Source organism: Rhabdochromatium marinum (genome assembly GCF_016583795.1).
GTDB lineage: Bacteria > Pseudomonadota > Gammaproteobacteria > Chromatiales > Chromatiaceae > Rhabdochromatium > Rhabdochromatium marinum.
On sequence record NZ_NRRS01000005.1, the window covers coordinates 60,100 to 77,094 of the forward strand.

Annotated in this window: 14 protein-coding genes; 2 read left to right on the plus strand and 12 right to left on the minus strand. The window is 58.6% G+C overall.

Annotated elements, in window-relative coordinates:
- Position 1: 1 nt before the first annotated feature.
- Positions 2-1,243, plus strand: coding sequence for a cyclic di-GMP phosphodiesterase (locus tag CKO36_RS02890; RefSeq protein ID WP_200280296.1), 1,242 nt, complete (start codon positions 2-4; stop codon positions 1,241-1,243).
- Between the two features lie 36 nt (positions 1,244-1,279).
- On the opposite strand, the gene CKO36_RS02895 is transcribed toward CKO36_RS02890, so the two are convergent.
- From CKO36_RS02895 to CKO36_RS02905, 3 genes are all read right to left on the minus strand, one after another.
- A complete protein-coding gene (locus CKO36_RS02895; RefSeq protein WP_200280299.1) occupies positions 1,280-1,888 on the minus strand; it encodes a PilZ domain-containing protein in 609 nt (202 codons plus the stop codon).
- 99 nt (positions 1,889-1,987) lie between these two features.
- Complete coding sequence (locus tag CKO36_RS02900) at positions 1,988-3,169, minus strand: serine/threonine protein kinase (protein ID WP_200280302.1); 1,182 nt, start codon at positions 3,167-3,169, stop codon at positions 1,988-1,990.
- A gap of 58 nt (positions 3,170-3,227) precedes the next feature.
- Positions 3,228-4,523 carry an MFS transporter gene (locus CKO36_RS02905; RefSeq protein ID WP_200280304.1) on the minus strand — a complete coding sequence of 432 codons (1,296 nt, stop codon included), beginning with the start codon at positions 4,521-4,523 and terminating at the stop codon, positions 3,228-3,230.
- A 252-nt stretch (positions 4,524-4,775) separates the two neighbouring features.
- Between CKO36_RS02905 and CKO36_RS02910 the strand changes: the two genes are divergently transcribed.
- A complete protein-coding gene (locus CKO36_RS02910; protein WP_200280307.1) occupies positions 4,776-6,890 on the plus strand; it encodes a putative bifunctional diguanylate cyclase/phosphodiesterase in 2,115 nt (704 codons plus the stop codon).
- Between the two features lie 50 nt (positions 6,891-6,940).
- Here the strand turns inward: CKO36_RS02910 and CKO36_RS02915 are convergent, their stop codons facing one another.
- The 9 genes from CKO36_RS02915 to CKO36_RS02955 are packed head-to-tail and all read right to left on the minus strand — an operon-like array spanning position 6,941 to position 16,910.
- Positions 6,941-7,315 (minus strand): response regulator, encoded by a 375-nt coding sequence (locus CKO36_RS02915; protein ID WP_200280310.1) that lies wholly within the window; start codon positions 7,313-7,315, stop codon positions 6,941-6,943.
- An 18-nt stretch (positions 7,316-7,333) separates the two neighbouring features.
- Positions 7,334-7,570, minus strand: coding sequence for a hypothetical protein (locus CKO36_RS02920; RefSeq protein WP_200280313.1), 237 nt, complete (start codon positions 7,568-7,570; stop codon positions 7,334-7,336).
- Positions 7,570-10,335 (minus strand): chemotaxis protein CheA, encoded by a 2,766-nt coding sequence (locus tag CKO36_RS02925; RefSeq protein WP_200280315.1) that lies wholly within the window; start codon positions 10,333-10,335, stop codon positions 7,570-7,572. Before CKO36_RS02925 ends, CKO36_RS02920 begins: the two co-directional genes overlap by 1 nt.
- Positions 10,332-10,703, minus strand: a complete 372-nt coding sequence (locus CKO36_RS02930) for a response regulator (RefSeq protein WP_200280318.1) — start codon at positions 10,701-10,703, stop codon at positions 10,332-10,334. The genes CKO36_RS02925 and CKO36_RS02930 overlap by 4 nt, the downstream gene beginning before the upstream one ends.
- Positions 10,700-11,560 carry a CheR family methyltransferase gene (locus tag CKO36_RS02935; protein WP_200280321.1) on the minus strand — a complete coding sequence of 287 codons (861 nt, stop codon included), beginning with the start codon at positions 11,558-11,560 and terminating at the stop codon, positions 10,700-10,702. Before CKO36_RS02935 ends, CKO36_RS02930 begins: the two co-directional genes overlap by 4 nt.
- Positions 11,550-12,173 carry a HEAT repeat domain-containing protein gene (locus CKO36_RS02940; protein ID WP_200280324.1) on the minus strand — a complete coding sequence of 208 codons (624 nt, stop codon included), beginning with the start codon at positions 12,171-12,173 and terminating at the stop codon, positions 11,550-11,552. Before CKO36_RS02940 ends, CKO36_RS02935 begins: the two co-directional genes overlap by 11 nt.
- A gap of 20 nt (positions 12,174-12,193) precedes the next feature.
- The gene (cheB, locus tag CKO36_RS02945) at positions 12,194-13,264 is read right to left on the minus strand and encodes a chemotaxis-specific protein-glutamate methyltransferase CheB (RefSeq protein WP_200280327.1); all 1,071 of its coding nucleotides are present in this window, start codon (positions 13,262-13,264) and stop codon (positions 12,194-12,196) included.
- Positions 13,261-14,979: a chemotaxis protein CheW gene (locus CKO36_RS02950; RefSeq protein ID WP_200280330.1), complete on the minus strand. Its 1,719-nt coding sequence runs from the start codon at positions 14,977-14,979 to the stop codon at positions 13,261-13,263. The genes cheB and CKO36_RS02950 overlap by 4 nt, the downstream gene beginning before the upstream one ends.
- 11 nt (positions 14,980-14,990) lie before the next feature.
- Complete coding sequence (locus CKO36_RS02955) at positions 14,991-16,910, minus strand: methyl-accepting chemotaxis protein (protein ID WP_200280333.1); 1,920 nt, start codon at positions 16,908-16,910, stop codon at positions 14,991-14,993.
- Between the last annotated feature and the right edge of the window lie 85 nt (positions 16,911-16,995).

Sequence of the window (16,995 nt, forward strand, 5' to 3'; positions counted from 1 at the left end):
CATGCTAAAAAAAATTCATATTGATCAACTTGTACTTGGCATGTACATCAAAGAATTCTGCGGTTCCTGGATGGAACATCCCTTCTGGCGATCAAGTTTTTTACTGGAAGAAAAAACGGATCTCGCCAGCATTCGTGCCAGCAGTATCAAGGAAGTCTGGATCGATTCATCCAAGGGGCTGGATGCGCCAAAGGGCACAAAAGTCGTTGAAAAAGCCGAAAGCCAGGCCCAGGTGGAAGCCAGCATCCAGCAAGCGGCCAACGCGCACTATCACATAGAATCAGTCTCCCTCAGCGAAGAGATCAATCGCGCAGCCAAAATCTGCACCCGCTCCAAACAAGCGATGATTTCCATGTTTGAGGACACACGCATGGGCAAGGCGGTGGATTCAGCCAGCGCGCGCACCCTGGTGGAGGAAATCTCCTCATCCGTCATCCGCAACACCTCAGCCTTACTGAGTCTGGCCCGACTCAAAACCGCTGACGATTACACCTATATGCACTCAGTGGCCGTTTGCGCCCTGATGACGGCGCTGGGTCGGCAATTGCATCTCAACGAGGAACAGCTGCACCTCGCCGGCATGGCGGGCTTGCTGCATGATCTGGGCAAGGCAAAGATTCCCTTGGAGATCCTGAACAAGCCAGGCAAGCTGACCGACGCAGAGTTCGCGATCATACGCGGGCACCCCAGCGAAGGTCATAAGATACTGCTAAAAACGGAAGGATCATTTGATACCACAACCCTGGATGTCTGCCTGCATCATCATGAAAAAGTCGATGGCTCAGGCTACCCGGAGGGTTTGCGTGATCGCGACATCAGCCTGATTGCCAAAATGGGCGCTGTCTGCGATGTCTATGATGCCATCACCTCCAACCGTCCCTACAAGGAAGGCTGGAATCCCGCTGAGTCGATCCGCAAGATGGCGGAATGGTCTCAAGGCCATTTTGATCAAAACGTGTTTCACGCCTTTGTCAAAAGCCTGGGTATCTATCCCACTGGTTCGCTGGTAAAACTGGCGTCGGGGAAGTTGGGCGTGGTGCTGGAACAGACGCAGGCCTCTCTGCTTAAACCCAAGGTCAAGGCCTTTTACTCAGTCACATCGCATGCCCGTATCCCGACGGCCGTGATTGACTTATCCGCACCGCATTGCAATGACAGCATCCTGAGTCGTGAAGACCCGGCTCAATGGAAGTTTCCCGATTTGGTGGAACTCTGGTCGGGACTGGCCCAAACGCCCCTATAATTCCCTGCCCGCAGTCGCAAACCCCGGTCTCTCCTGTCACCACAGCGCCTTAATATCATCCATCAACTGGTCAATCGCCAGTTGCTGATCCTGATTCAGATCCTCAAACATGATGCCACAGCGTGAATTCTCATCCTCGGTGATGCTCTTAATACGGCCGCGAATGCCTTGAGAGCCAATATTACCGGCTGACAACACCAGCGAAATACTCTGTTCGACGGCCAAAGCGGCCTTGGCCTCCTGGTTCTCCTTGGCAACCGTAATGCGACACCCGCCAGCGGACAAATCGGTGATCGCCACATCGCAGTGCAGAGCATCAATGTGCAAATTGGCATTCAAAAAGCAGGGCACGCGCTCATGAACCCGTAATTTGACCGATTTCACCTGCTGCGGCCATTTAACAAACACCACCGCCGGTTGCTCAAGGGTTCCCAGAATGGATGATAGAAACCCGTAAACATAGCCCTCGGCAGCAAAACGCACAATGAGATCGGGCCAGTTATCACGAATATCCCGGAAAATGGCGTTCGGTGCGACCCGCACCATTAACACCTCGCCATTACTTACCCCGACGATGCGCCCCATGAGCCGTTCGGAATCTTTGCTAATCTGAACGGTTGCGCGGATGCCGCAGCTAACCTTCAAGTCCTGATCCGCGCTTCCAGACATATTATCCAGGGTAGTGCGAGTAGATGATTGAAGAGCACGAGCGGACATAGCAGACACTCAATGATGTTAGATGATTTAGAATAGCAGCAAGGCCAGCCCCAAAATAATCAGCAAAATCACAGCCAGCCCCAACGCCAGCCACAGTGGCCAACGCCGGGGTTGAGGTTGTTGATCGTTCCACCCGACACTGGCTTCAGGCCCTGCCGGCGGAGCGATGACAGACTCAGGCGAGCAGTGTAAAGCAGCCACTGGCTGATCAAATGCATCCAGCTCAGCCTCCGGGGCAAACTGCTGCGTAATGGCCTCGGTATCCATGCCCCAGGTTGGATTCTTGCGCGGTTTGACCGCAGCCGACGGAGCAGGCCCCAAACCAAAAGCCGCCGGGGTTGCCGGTTCCACACCGAACAACCGCAACCAGGCAGCGATGCTCGGCGGCCGCTCGCTGATATCACTGGTCAGCCCGGCATCAAGGGCATCGAGAAAACGCGGGCTAAAACGCTCCAAATAGGGCGCCTGCCAGTCCTTGGTCAGTGGACGCTGCATGGGTGACTGGCCCGTTAAGGCATAATACCAAGTCGCCGCCATGCCATAGACATCCGTCCAGGGACCGACTTCCCCATGACGCAACACTTGCTCGGGTGCAGCAAACTGTGGTGTAAGCTGACGGATCAGGGTTTGCTCGCTGTCCGGATGCACCCAGCGCGCCGCCCCAAAATCAATTAACAGCGGACTGTCATCGTCGCGCAGCAAAATGTTGCTCGGCTTAATGTCCCGATGCCAAATCTGGCGCGCATGGGCATGCGCCAGCCCATCAAGCAGCGGAAACAGCCAGGCGCTGATGCGCGCTTCATCCAACTGCGGCCGGCTGGCCAGAAAATCCTCAAGCGTATTGGAGGCCTCATAGACCATGCACAAATAGACGGTGCCATTTTCCTGAAACGCATCCGCCACAATGACCAGATTCGGATGCGGCCGTGGGCGCGCCAGTTCTTGCAGCATGCGGCTTTCCTGCAGGAACTTTTTGCGCAAATGCTCAAACTGCGCCTCCTTGCCCGGCTGCGGCGCGACCTGACCATCGTCCAGGCGTTGCGCCAGGTCAGCAGGCAGGAATTCCTTCAGGACATAGGTTGCACCCAACAGCGTATGGTCAGCCAGATACACGATACCAGAGCCACCACCACCGATAGGCTCGCGAATCAGCAGCTCGCGCAACTTGGTGCCAGGTGCTAAACCATTGGCCGGGGTTTTCTGAACCATCGCTGTCACCCGCATCGCAAATATTCAGCCCCCGACCATACCACGAAATACCAGGGCTTCACGCCTGCACCGCGCCGGCGCGCCAACGCACGCCCAGGCAGGCGAAAAACAACAGGATATTGATCACTCCCACCACCACAAAGGGCGCGCGTGGATCAATGGCATCGAACAAATAGCCCCCAACCAGCGTAATCAGCAAAATACCGATGGCTCCGGAGATATTAAAAGCGCCCAGCACCGACCCGCGCGTCTCGCGCGGCGCCTCCTGACCAATCAGAGACTGCCCCCCGAGAAAGACACTGATCTGTCCAATGCCAAGTAAAATATAAAAAATCACCCCCTGTCCAGCCAGTGGATCATTGAGCAACAACAGCGACAGATTGCCGATCGCCGCCAGTACCATGCACAGCGCCAGAGCACTGACGCGATCAATGCGATCCATCAGCGGCCCAAGAATGGGTGCCCAGACCAGTGCCGCGATCTGCGCAATCACAAAGATCAGGGTGCCATTTTTCACCGCCTCGCCAGCGTCCATGCCAGCGGCCTTGCCCGCCAGGGTGCCCCAGAGAATCAGAAAGGTTGCGTTCACCGACTGATCCCCACGCGCGATAAAAGCTGCACAATAAGCCAGTGCCACGCGCGGATTGCGTGCGGCAGCAAAACCACTCTTAAACAGCGTACGTGCACTGGATCGCTCTTCGCGCTGAATTGGAATGCCGGGGCGCAGACCCAACATCACCAGCACTGCTGCAAAAACACACAGACCTGCGACCATCAAGTGTGTCAGCTGCCCGGCCTGATCACCACTGTAACCGGCCGCCACCAGCGCTTCAGGCACCGCGCCAAAGCCCTGATTGGTAAAAACAATCCCTAAACCACTCAGCACGCCAATGGTGGCCACCAGCTTGCCGCGCGATACCTCGGCCGGATAATCCACCAGCACCGTGGACAAGGCCCCGGCCACCGCCACCACGCCCAGTCCATAGATCACCCGATAGTAATACAGCTCACCAACCGAACTGGCCAAGGGGTACAGGATATACGTCAGTGCCAGCAGCAAAAAACCGACCGCATAGATGGAGCGTCGCCCGAGGCGGTCGATGAGAATGCCGGCCGGCAGAAAGCATAGCAGGGTTACAATTTCGGTCAGAAACACCAGATTGCCGCTGATACCACCCTGCTCGGACTCGGGAATTCTCAGATGCTCATTAAGAATATAGGTCTGCCCAATGGCGATGAAGGTCATCAGCCCAATGGACAGAAAGCCGACGCCCAAAAAACTCCAAGCATGGTGTGGCAGAACGCCTGGAGCCAGTTGGATGGGACCGATGCGGTAGGTTTGCGTGTCATTCATTAGAAACTAATCAGTCGTGGTCAGTGAATTGCTTCGGGCACGGCAGATTACCCCGGGCGCGCAGCGGCGGCAAATCCTAATGATCCCGGCCGAAAAAGCCGATACAATTGCTACAGTTCCCGTCAATTCACCGCTCCAGCAAGCCGCATCGCCCCACCCCATGACAAGCAGTCTTCAACACGCTAGGGACCAAGCACGCAGTTGAGCACACTTCCGCATAAAAACCCAATAAGGCTTAACGAGTGCCACCACATGCTCGCGCATGTGGCGCGTCTCGCTCAGGTCGGCGGTTGGGCACTGGTACCCAACAGCGGTCGCTTTCTGCCCACATCGCACTGGTGCCATATCCATGGCATTGAGCCGGGTGAATCAACCCTGGATCGACTGCTGCGCATTATCCATCCCGAGGATCGCACCGGAATGTTGGCGGCCATTGAGCGCGCGGTGGAACAACAAGTGCCCTATGTGCATCAGCACCGCATTATCCGCCCGGATGATCAACGCCTGCGGTTCATTCAGGACTATGGTGAGTTCATCTACGATGCCGATGGCAAGCCCACTAAATTATACGGCGCCGCGCAGGATGTCACCGAACGGATGCGCATGCAGGATGCCTTGCGCGATACTGAAGAACACCTGTATCTGGCCCTGCAACTGTCCAAAACCGCGATCTGGGAATGGCATACCGACACCGATCAGGTGACCTGGTCCGAAGACATGGCGTCCATGTGGGGTCTGCCCGCGCGTCCATTTCGCGGCACCTTCGAGGAGATCGCTTCCTGCATTCACCCCGAGGATCTGGCGCAGTGGCGCAACAGCATTCAGGCCAGCGTCGAGGATGGCGCCGAGCTAAACATCGAATTCCGGGTCATCTGGCCCGACGGCTCAACCCATTGGCTGGCAACCGACGGTGACGCCATTCGCGATGCCCAGGGGCATGCTATCCGCTTGGCCGGCGTGGCCCGTGATATCACTCAGCGCAAGATGCACGAACAGGCGCTGCTCGAAAGCCAAATTCGTCTGGAACAGCTGGCGTACTACGATCATCTCACCGGATTGGCCAACCGCCGGCTGCTACTGGATCGACTGAGCCAGGCCATTGCCGTGGCTGAGCGCGAGAATAGCCACCTGGCGGTCTGCTATCTGGATCTGGACGACTTCAAGCCCGTCAACGATCAATGCGGTCATGAAATCGGCGACCGGCTCTTGCAGGCCGTTGCCGCGCGCCTGGTCTCCTGCGTGCGTCCTGGCGACACCATCGCCCGCTGGGGCGGTGACGAGTTCGCGCTCCTGTTTGCCGATGTGGGTGACCGCAACGCCTGCCGCCTCATCCTGGATCGAGTGCTCAGCGGCCTGAACGAACGCCTGATCGAAGAACAGCCGCTGCCGGTGTCGGCCAGTATCGGGGTGACCCTGTACCCGGGAGATCATGGCGATGCCGACAGCCTGTTGCGCCACGCCGACCACGCCATGTACCTAGCCAAGCAATGCGGACGGAACAATTATCAGTTTTTCGACCCGGAAAAGGATCCTCTGGGCATTGCCAACCGTGAGCGGCTGCGCGACATCCAGCAGGCGATTGAAAACGGCGAATTGCGACTGCTGTATCAACCCATCGTCAACATGCGTCAGGACTCCAGCGCAGCCGTCGAGTCGGTGGAGGCGCTGGTGCGCTGGCAGCATCCGCGTCGTGGCCTGCTGGCGCCAGGGGACTTTCTGCCCGCCATTGAGGGCAACGACTTGATCCGTCAACTCGACCATTGGGTACTCAGCGAAGCTCTGGCCCAGCAAGAAGCCTGGGACGCCAGCGGACTGCACCTGCGCCTGCATATCAATATCTCAGCCTACTCGCTGCTCACACCGAGTTTCATGCAGGATGTTTCGGGCTGCATCGGCCAGCACTCCCGCCTAAATGCCGAGGACATTGAGCTGGAGATTCTGGAAACGGCCGCACTCAATGACCTGGATCTGGTCAGCACGGTCATTCACCAGGGCATCAAGCTTGGGCTGTCCTTCGCGCTCGATGACTTCGGCACCGGCTATTCATCCCTGACCTACATCCGCCGCCTCGCCGCCCGTACGCTCAAGATCGATCAGAGCTTTGTGCGCAACATGCTCGATAATCCGGAAGACCGTGCCATCGTCGAAGGCGTCATCGGGCTGGCCCATGCCTTTGATTTGGTGGTGATCGCCGAAGGCGTGGAAACCCTGGAGCATGGCTGCCTGCTGATGCGCCTAGGTTGTGATCGCGTCCAGGGCTATGGTATCGCCCGCCCCATGACGGCTGAGCGTCTGCAGGACTGGGCCGCCGCCTATCAGCAACCCAAGCTCTGGTCCGAGCAGATGAAAACGCTGGCATCGGCTTAACTCGGCCAGCTCGCCAGGAGACTTAGGTCTCAGGTGGCCGAGCCATCTCCTTAGGCGCCGGGTAGTACTTGCTTGATCACCTTCACCAGAGTGGGACCATCTATCGGTTTCACCAACCAGCCGGTAGCCCCGAGCTTCTTGCCCTCATCGCGCTTTTCCGCCTGCGTCTCAGTGGTCAGCGTCAGGATGGGAGTGAAACGGAATCCTGGCAGTGCGCGCACGTTCTTGATCAGTTCCAGCCCGTTCATGTTGGGCATGTTGATATCAGTGATGATGAGATCGGGTTTGACACCACCTTTGAGCTTGGTCAGTGCCTGGACACCGTCTCCAGCCGTCTCGACCTCAAATTTGTGCAATTCCAGCGTCGTCTTGACACTGTAGATCATGGTGGTGGAATCATCCACGATCAGAATTTTTTTGGGCATTCTTACATCTTCCTGAGGTTAGTCGCTCAAAGCGGATTCAAGCCAGGCACGCAAACCCGCTTCTTTTGGCCAGGCATCAATACCGGACTTTGCCGCCATTAAGACTTGCAAATTGGCCGGATGCAGATGCGTGCAATCGGCCAAATTCACCTTGGCTGCTGGATTTTCCTGCAACCACTCCAACAAGGTTTCGGCTTCCTCGACCGTCACAATGTCAAGCAACACCGCCTGATCGGACTGGAATTCGATGGGCATCACAGGATCTCCTTCACATTGAGCACCATCAGCACCGAACCGTCCCCCATCAGGGCCGAACCGGAATAGGCCGACAGACTCGCCAAAACACCAGTCATGGGTTTGAGAATGATATCGACGGTTTCGCGAAAATCATCCACCAGGAGACCCAGGGTTTCATCACCCAATCGCACCACCAGCACGGCCAGTTCATCATCGGCGTTCGGCTGATGTGGTGCCTCAATACCCAACAAAGTATTCAGCGACTTAAGCGGCACCACATGACCGCGTAATACCGTAGCCAGGCTGCGCTTGATCGTGCGGATGCTTGACCGGGGTACCCGCACAGTTTCCACCACGCTATCCATGGGAACACCGAAGGGCTGATCGTTAGAAACCACAATCATGACATTGGTCACGGCCATCGACAGTGGCAGTGACATCCGCAGCTGGGTGCCCTGCCCCAGGACGCTGGTTAGGGCGATGGAGCCATTGACATTCTCCACCGCCGAGCGCACCACGTCCATCCCCACGCCACGCCCTGAGAGGTCGGATACCGTCTCAGCGGTTGACAATCCGGCGGCGAAGATCAGGTTCACCGCATCCTGGTTGCTGATGCGTTCCAGGGTGGCCTCGTCGATGAGTCCCTTGGCATAAGCCTTACGCTTGATGACTTCAGGGTCGATGCCCTGACCGTCATCCTTGATTTCAATCACCACCCGGTCGGATTCCTGCATGGCCCGCAGCGACAAGGTGCCGGTTGCCGGCTTACCCGCATCGGCGCGCGCTTCAGGCGATTCCAAGCCATGATCAAGACTGTTGCGCACGATATGCACCAGCGGATCGCCCAACGACTCGATGATGTTTTTGTCAGCCTCGGTATCCTCGCCTTCCATGACCAGATGCACATCCTTGCCGAGCTTGCGCGAGATGTCGCGCACCAGTCGCGGGAAGCGTTGAAATACAAAGGACACCGGCATCATGCGCACCTGCATGATGGCGTCCTGCATTTCCTCGGCGATGCGATTGATCACCGCGTAATGGCCCTTGATGTCACGCGAGAGTTCCCGCACGCCGAATTTCTCCTCAGCCCGACTGGCCAAATACGGCAGGCCATTCTTGGCCACCACCATTTCGCCGATCAGCCCCATCAGGCGGTCAATTTTGGTCTGATCGACCTTGAGGCTCTTGGGACCGGCAATGGCATCCTCGGCGCGGCGGCCAAATTTCACCTCGCCCTCTGCTGCCGGTGGCGCGGCAGTCGATGCGGCTGAAGCGCTGGTTGCTGAGGCTTGGGCCGATGCGGATTGGTGGTCGAGCGACGACTCGGCCGCAGATTGCGTCGGACTTTGCGCATCCGACGCTGTGAATTCCAATGCACCCGCTGGAAAGCGCTCATCCAGCCAGGCCAGCAAGGCCGCACCGCTGTTGGCCGCCAGGGCTTCCGCCATTACCGCTTCCAGCGACGGCACCGCCGTCTGATCGCCACAGGCACGCAGACACCCGGACAAGGCCGCCACCGCAGACTGAATCCGCCCAGGCAGCAATCCAGAATCCTCCGGCTGACTCAAAACCGCCCGCTGCGCGGTGACAATCGCCTCCAGCGCCTGGCATTCCTCTGCGGACAGTGCGGCGGACAGGGTCGCAACCGGCGCTGATGCAGGCGCAGGCGCTGACTCGCTACTCTCGCCAGCCAGCAGTGTCGCGTCAACGCCCTCCCAGTTGGGCACCTCCATCGAATGCAGTGATTCAAGCAGCGCATCGACAATCGCCGGGGTTGCGGCAGCGGTTGCCGCCTCGCTTTCCACCACCAGTTGCAGCCAGCGCAAGGCCGAGGCCACCCAAAGTTCAGGATTGGACAGTTCGAGCATGGTGGCGACGCTGCGCGACAGGCCCGCCAAATCGCCGGCGTGCAGTAGCTCTTGTGCATCGCTGATGAAATCATCGTAGACCGGCCCGCCATTGGTATCGCCCTGGGGCACAATCAGCGCCAGTGGAGCCACCGGTGTCAAGGTCACCTGATCGATGACATAGCGATACTGCTCTTCAAGCTCGGGACGGGACGCTGCGGTCAGCAGGCCAAAGTCCAGCACGCAGGCATAGGCATCCAGATCCGCCAGTGGCGGCCAGGACTCGCGTGCTTCAATGCCTCCCCAGAGCAATTCGGGCGTCTGGCGTACCAGAAAAAAGGGATCATCGCCCTGATAGAAACATTGCTCATCTGGAGCATAGGCCAGCCAGTGCAGCGGATCGCCTGCACTGGCGCGTCGATACGCCTCCATGCGCGCAGCTTCGGCAATGTTGGCGAGCGGCAGCCGGGCCGAGGTCTGCACATCCGGCGTTTCCACATCTGCCGCAGTTCCAGCCGCAGGCGCGCTGCTCTCATCGGGTGCCTTGTCAGCGGATTGCATGAGTTCGCGCAGCGACTCACCAAGACGGGCGGCATCGGTGCCATGCGTACTGCCCATGGCGCCTTCTGACTCGATTTCATCGCACAGCATGCCAACAAAATCCATGGCATTCAGCAGGCGATCCGCCAGAATCTGCGAATACTCAACCCGCCCGTTGCGCACCGCATCCATGAGATCTTCGCCGGCGTGCAGCACCCGAGTCATTTCGGGAAAATCAAACAGGCCGCTGTTGCCCTTGAGGGTATGCACCAGACGAAACAACTCCCCCATCAGGGCCGCATCATCCGGTGCGTCTTCCAACTCCATCAGCTTCGTGGAGATGCCCTGTAAGAAGTCGCGCGCCTCAGACAGGAATTGTTCCAGCAATGGATTCATGGTGTCAGTTCCCCCAGCAGCACCCGCACCTGGGCCAGGAGTTGATCGGGTTTCACCGGCTTGATCAGATACAGGTTGGCACCTGCGGCATAGGCGCGTTGCTCATCAAAAGCCTGCGCCTCGGTCGAGATCATGATGGCCGGCGCCTGCGGCAGATCCCGACTCCGCAGTTCACGCAAAAAACCATAGCCATCCAGCTTGGGCATATTGATGTCCACCAGGTAGAGGTCAAAGCTCGACTGCAAGGCCTTTTCCAGCGCCTCGACGCCGTTCATCGCCTCCTCCACGACAAAAGACCCTGTTTCGAGAATCTCGCGGTGATACAGGCGCACCGTCGCAGCATCATCGATAATCAGGATGCGTTTCATGGCGTCTCCACGGGTCGCTGATAGACGATGGCCTCAGGGAATTTGCGCACCTTATACAGCGACGAACTGCGACTCATGGACTCTGAATGACCCAGGCACACAAAACCGCCGGGCTTCAAGGCGTCATAGAAGGCTTCAGTTGCGCTCTTGCGCGAAACATCGTCAAAGTAGATCAACAAGTTACGACAAAAAATCACGTCGAAATCCCGATAGGCCCGGGTATCACGACGTTCGGACAAATTAACCCGGGTGAATTCAACCGACTGGCGCAAATCGTCGCAAATCTGGTAGCCCCCGGCCTGGCGCTTGAAATACTGCTTTAAGTAGTGGGCCGGGAGATGCTGTACCGAGCGCATTGAGTAAATACCCTGACGCGCCTGGGCGAGGATGCGGGTATCAATATCAGAGGCAATGATTTCCACATCCCACTGGCGAATGCCAGCCCAGCGTTCCAGAAGATAAATGGCAATGGAATAGGGTTCTTCGCCGGATGAGGATGGAATGACCCAAATGCGTATCGTCCGCTGATCGCGCTTGCGGGCGATAATCTCCGGTAACAGCGAATTGACCAGACACTCAAACTGATATTCCTCGCGGAAAAAATAGGTCTCATTGACCGTCATCAGGTTGGTCAAGAGCTGCAATTCATCGCCATCGGCCTGAAAGCGCAGCATGGAGAAATAACTGCGAAAAGTGCCACTATCCGTAGCCTCAATCCGCTCAATCAGTCGCTTGTCGACAAAGTAGCGCTTGGACGCGTCAAAGTGAATACCGGTCTTGCGATAAAAAAATTCCCGAAACTTCTCGAATTCTTCGCGGCTGATGCGGATGTTGGCAGGGTCTGGATCAGGCTTCACGAAGACGCCCTAGAGCCAGGTCGGTCGCGAAACGAATGTAGGGTTCGTCGGCAAAACGCGCCTGGAGACGTAACAGGCTCGCGCGAGCCGCCTCGGTGCCAACCTCACTGAGCAAGTCCACCGCCACGCCGCACACATTGAGGTGGGAATCCTGATCGATCACCTCGAGCAGCCAGGTCTCGACCTCCGGGTGACAGAGTGATTGCAGAATACTGACCGCAAAAATACGCACATCCGAGTCGGGGTCGGTGAGCAAAGCACGCATGATGGGCGCCACCTTGTCAGGCAAGCGTTGCATGGCCTCGATCGCTGCATTGCGCAGCGCCGGTTCCTCGCTGCGCAGACAGGCCACGAGTCCGGCCACGGCCTGATCGTCCCCCAGGCTGGTCAGGGTGGTCAGGATCACCTCGCGCACCGAGATATCGTCTTCTTGGCTCAGGCGCTCCGCCAACAGGGCGGACGCCTGCGGGCAATCCATCAGGTCCCGCGCCGCCCAGCGGCGGGTGTTTGGATCTGCGGCTGACAAGCGCGCCATCAACCCCTTGCAGTCGCGCGTCTCCTCATGCTCATCCTCGGTCATGGGTTCGTCGGTTTGAGTTTTGATTAAAGCCATGGAGTGGTCAGCCGTGTGGGTCAACGCCCGGCCCAGGTATTCACCTGAGCGGCGATCTTCTCGGCATGCAGCACCAGGCTGGCACCACCGCGCGCGATCAACTCCGCTGGCATTCCGAACACCACTGAGGATTCCTCGGATTCGGCGATGGTGCGCGCGCCTCGCTGTTTGAGTTCGGCGAAGGCGTCGGCACCGTCATAGCCCATGCCGGTCAGCATGACGCCGATAACCCGAGCCGGGTCGCAATGCTCCAGTACCGAACGCCCCAAGAGTTCCACCGAGGGATGCCAAAGAAAGTCCTGATTTTCCGGCTTGGCGAGTACCGTCAGGCGCCCGCTGCGTTGCCCGACCACCATGTCGGCACCGCCCTTGCCAATGTAGATAATGCCGGGCTCGATGGGCGTGGGACGCGTGACCTCCCTGACGTCCAAGGCGCAGAGTCCGTTCATGCGCTCGGCGAAAGGGTGCGTGAAGGATGACGGCATGTGCTGGGCGACCAGAATCGGCCAGGGAAAATCAGCCGGCAAGCGCGGCAGAATGTCTTCCAGGGTGCGCGGACCGCCGGTTGACACACCGACCACCACCAGTCCATCGTCCGCTACCCCACGCCGCACCGCCAGCGGTCGCGGAGCCGGCTTTGCAGCGCGCTCCTCGCGCAAGCGGGTACTGAGTGTCTTTTGTTTGGACCGGAACTTGAGGTGAGCACCGGCGGCAGCGCGCACCTTAGCCACCAATTCAGCGCTAACCGCCTCAATGGAAAGCGAAATGGTCCCGCCTGGTTTGGCCAGATAGTCCACAGCGCCCAGATTTAGCGCCTCGAAGGTGGCCAGCGCGCCCTGTTCGGTGAGCGAAGACACCATGACCACCGGCACCGGCCGCTCCACCATCAGCAACGACAGTGCAGTAATGCCGTCCATCTCCGGCATGTTGATGTCCAGAGTCACCACGTCCGGCTCGAAGGCGCGGTTCTCCTCGACCGCCTCACGACCATTGCGGGCCTGGCGAATCTCGAAATCACCCTCGGCCTGAAACACATTGGCCAACTGACGGCGCATCAGCGCTGAGTCATCGACAATCAGCAGTTTGATCATGTGACCTGTTCCGGCTCAGAGGCTGCCGGTTCACGCGCTGACGATTCAAGTGTCGCCGGCTCAAGCGCTGCCAGTTCAGCCAGCTCACGTCCCTTGACCAGCTGTGAGGGATCAATCAACTGCACCAAGCGCTGTTGCTTTTCCAGATTGGCCATGCGCGCGAGGAGCTGGGATTGCTCGCTGGACAAATTGGGGGCCGGTTCGATCGCGCCATGGGGAATTCTCAGCACCTCGGCCACCGAGTCCACGATAAAGCCGGTGCATGCGCCTTTGATCAAAAACACCATGACGCGCTGACGATCCGAGCGTTCCACGCCCTTAAGCCCCAAACGGCGGCGCAGATCAATCACTGGCAGCACGGTTCCGCGCAAATTAATGACACCCTCGACGAAGCTCGGCGCTTTGGGAACATGGGTGAGTTCTTCGGGAACGCGTACAATCTCCTGCACACTCTCGATCGGCACCCCGAATTCCTCTTTGTTCAGGCGAAACACCACCACCTGTTCGTCGTCATCGGCACTGTCGTCATCCAGCTCGTCGGTTTCGGTTGGAAGATCCTCAGTCATGCTATCCACTGTAGTTAAGGCCTCCTTAACGGCCGAATGACGGAAGAGATTGCCGGTGGAGATAATGGAAACCAGCCGTTTACCGCCGTCGAGCCGGCAGATGTCGGAAATGTCGGTCAGATCCCCGTCGCGCGCCAACAGGCCCGGCATGGCCTCAACTTCGGCCTTGGCTACCCGCAGCACCTCATTGACATTGTCCATCACTACACCGACCGAGGTCGCACCCAGCGACACCACGACGATACGACTGTGTTCGTCCATCTCATGCGGCGGTAACGCAAACATCCGGCGCAAACTCACCAGTGGCAGCAGGCGATTGCGCAGACTCATGACGCCCAGCACATGCTGCTCGGAGCGCGGAATCTTCACAATATGCTCGGGAACCTGCACGATCTCCTGGACATTCTCAATGGCGATGGCGTATTCCTGCTCGGCGACATCGAAACTCACCAGTTGTAACTCGTCGCTGTCCTCTTCTTCCTCCTCCGTTGCGTCGCTTCTGGTCTGGCTGGAAAGCCCCTTAGCCACCCCGGAGGACGTGGTTAATTTAGCCATGTCGGCGAATTCCCGACTGATCAGGCGCGCGAAATCCAGCACCATGATCATGGTATGACCACCGACGTCCTTGATCAGGCCGGATAGCAGTTCGGTATCCACGGTGCTGCTGATTGACCCCACAGCTTCGATTTTGGCCGGCTCAACACCAACCACGCTGGCCACGCGATCAACGACGAATCCCAGTGGCTGACCCAGATCAATCACCAACGCACGCGTGGTGTCGTCATGTTCCCGCTCAGCCAGTCCAAACAAATGGCGTAGCGCGATGATCGGCAGTACCTTGCCCCGCAAATTAGCCAGCCCTTGCAAACTGGGCGGGGCCAGTGGCACCCGCACCACCTCGGGCACCCGGATAATTTCCTGCACCGGCGCCATATCCACGGCGAAGACTTCCTCGCCAACGATAAAGGTGACGAACTGCCGGATCTCCTCGTTCTGCTTCTGCTCATCGCCTTGATCACTCGACGGCAGCCCGGCGCGCTCGAGCTGAGGTTCGGCCGCAGTCGCTGGAGTCGTCTCGGCAGGAGACGCCTGGGTGGTGATTGCAGGAAGCTCCGTGGGGAGTTCTGCAGAGGGGGTCTCTGTCGTCATGGTCGCACCCCCTAGGCGCTTTGCAATTCATCAGCAAGCGAGGCAATCTCCTCGACAGCGGAAGCCAGTTCCTCGGCACCCTGCGATTGCTGCTGAGAGGCGGACGTGGCTTCAGTGGCGGCCTTGTCGGCTTCCTGAGCGGCGGCGGAAATCTGCTCAACACCCGTCTTCACCTGGGCGATGGCAGCAACAATTTCAGTCGCAGCGCTCAAGATGTTCTGAATGTTTTGCTCGACGCTCACAATATCCGTCTCAATGGTCGCCAGATTGGTCGTGGTCACCTTGGCCTTTTCCACCTCACCCAGGGCAGCGGATACGATTTCATCGAGATCCCGCCCCACGATGCCGATCTGATCCTGCACCGCTTTGACCAGATCCTTGATGTTGTCGGCATTTTCAGCCGAATCGTGTGCCAGATTGCGAATGTCGGTGGCAACAACCACGAAGCCTTTGCCAAATTCACCCGCCCGCGCGGCTTCGATCGAACCATTGACCGCCAGCATGTTGGTCTGGATGGAAACCGTGGTAATGGCATCGACGATCTTGTCGATACGTCGGGAGACCAACTCCAGATCATTGACCTGCTTAATACTAGAACGCGAGGACTCAGCCGCCGTGGAGATGCCCTGGACCAGACCATCAACGGTGGCCTTATTCTCGGCCAACAGCTTTCTGATCGCTGCCACTTTCTCGGAGCCCAACGTGGCGCGTTCCCGGGCCAGTTCCAATCCCCGTTCGATCTGAGTAATAGCAGTAGCCGATTCCTCAGTGCTGGCGGACTGTACCTCCGCACCCTTGCGGATCTGCTCGATAGCAATCTGAATCTGGGTGCTGGCACGATTGATCTCAGAGACGGCGGAGGACAGTTCCTCGGCCGCAGAGGCCACTTCCTCGGCGCTCTTGGCAACATCGGTTGAGGTTTTCAGATCCTCAGCCAGCTCAGACAGCGCCTGGGCCGCCTGTTCGCACTCGGACAGCGCCTGTGATTGCTCGGCGACCGTCTTGGCGGCTTCCTCGGTGGCGGCGGACTGTTCCTCAGCGGCAGCGGCAATGTCTTCCGACCCATTAAGCGCCTGCTTGGCGGCGGTGCTGGATTGTTGGGCACCGTTGGCAATGTCCTGCGCGCCCTTGAGGATCTCGGCCGCGTCGCTGCGGATCTGATCCAGTTGGGCCGTGATGGCCTGACCCTTGCCTGCCTCTTCCTCCACCGTCTTGGCCGAGGTGCTGATGCCTTGGGCGATGGTTTTTACTTCCCCCTGAATCTGTGCCACCAGATCCTGGATTTGCTTGGCGCTCTTCTCCGAGGTTTCGGCCAGGGTGCGCACCTCATCGGCCACCACCGCGAAGCCCTTGCCATGCTTGCCGGCGCGGGCGGCTTCAATGGCGGCATTGAGCGCCAGCAGGTTGGTCTGATCGGCAATGCGCCCCACCGCCTTAACGATATCACCGATATTGGCCGCTTGTTTTTCCAGCTCGGCCACCCGTGCGACCGAATCGGATTGGCGCTGAGCGGAAAGATTGACATTGACAACCAGCGCATCAATTTCGGCGCTGGCCTTGGTAACCAGGGTTTGGGTGCCCTCACTCTTCTCCTGGCTGGCGGCCGCGCTGCGCAACTGCCGGGTAATAGCCCCCTCGACCTGCTTGAAAGCCGTGAGCGATTCCTGGGCTGCGCCCGAGGCCTCCTCGGCCCCGGCGGCAATCTGATCGACCGCCCGCTTGAGTTCCTCGGCCGCCGACGCCGCCTCATTGATACCGGAAGACAGCTGACCAGTGGCGGCGGCAATGCGCTCAGCCGCCTGCTGCTGCTTGGCGAGGGTGCGCGCCCGCCGGCGCTGCGCTTCCGCCTCCCGCGCAGCAACCGCAGAGGTCTTGCCTGAAGCGTCACTGGTGCTGGCAGCAGCGGTCGGGGAATGTTTCACGAGGGCCATGCGGTGTCTCCTGATGCTTCGAATAATTGTTGGCTCGCCTGCGGCTAAGTTTAGCCTATTCCCAAATTGTAAGTCCCCGTGAAAC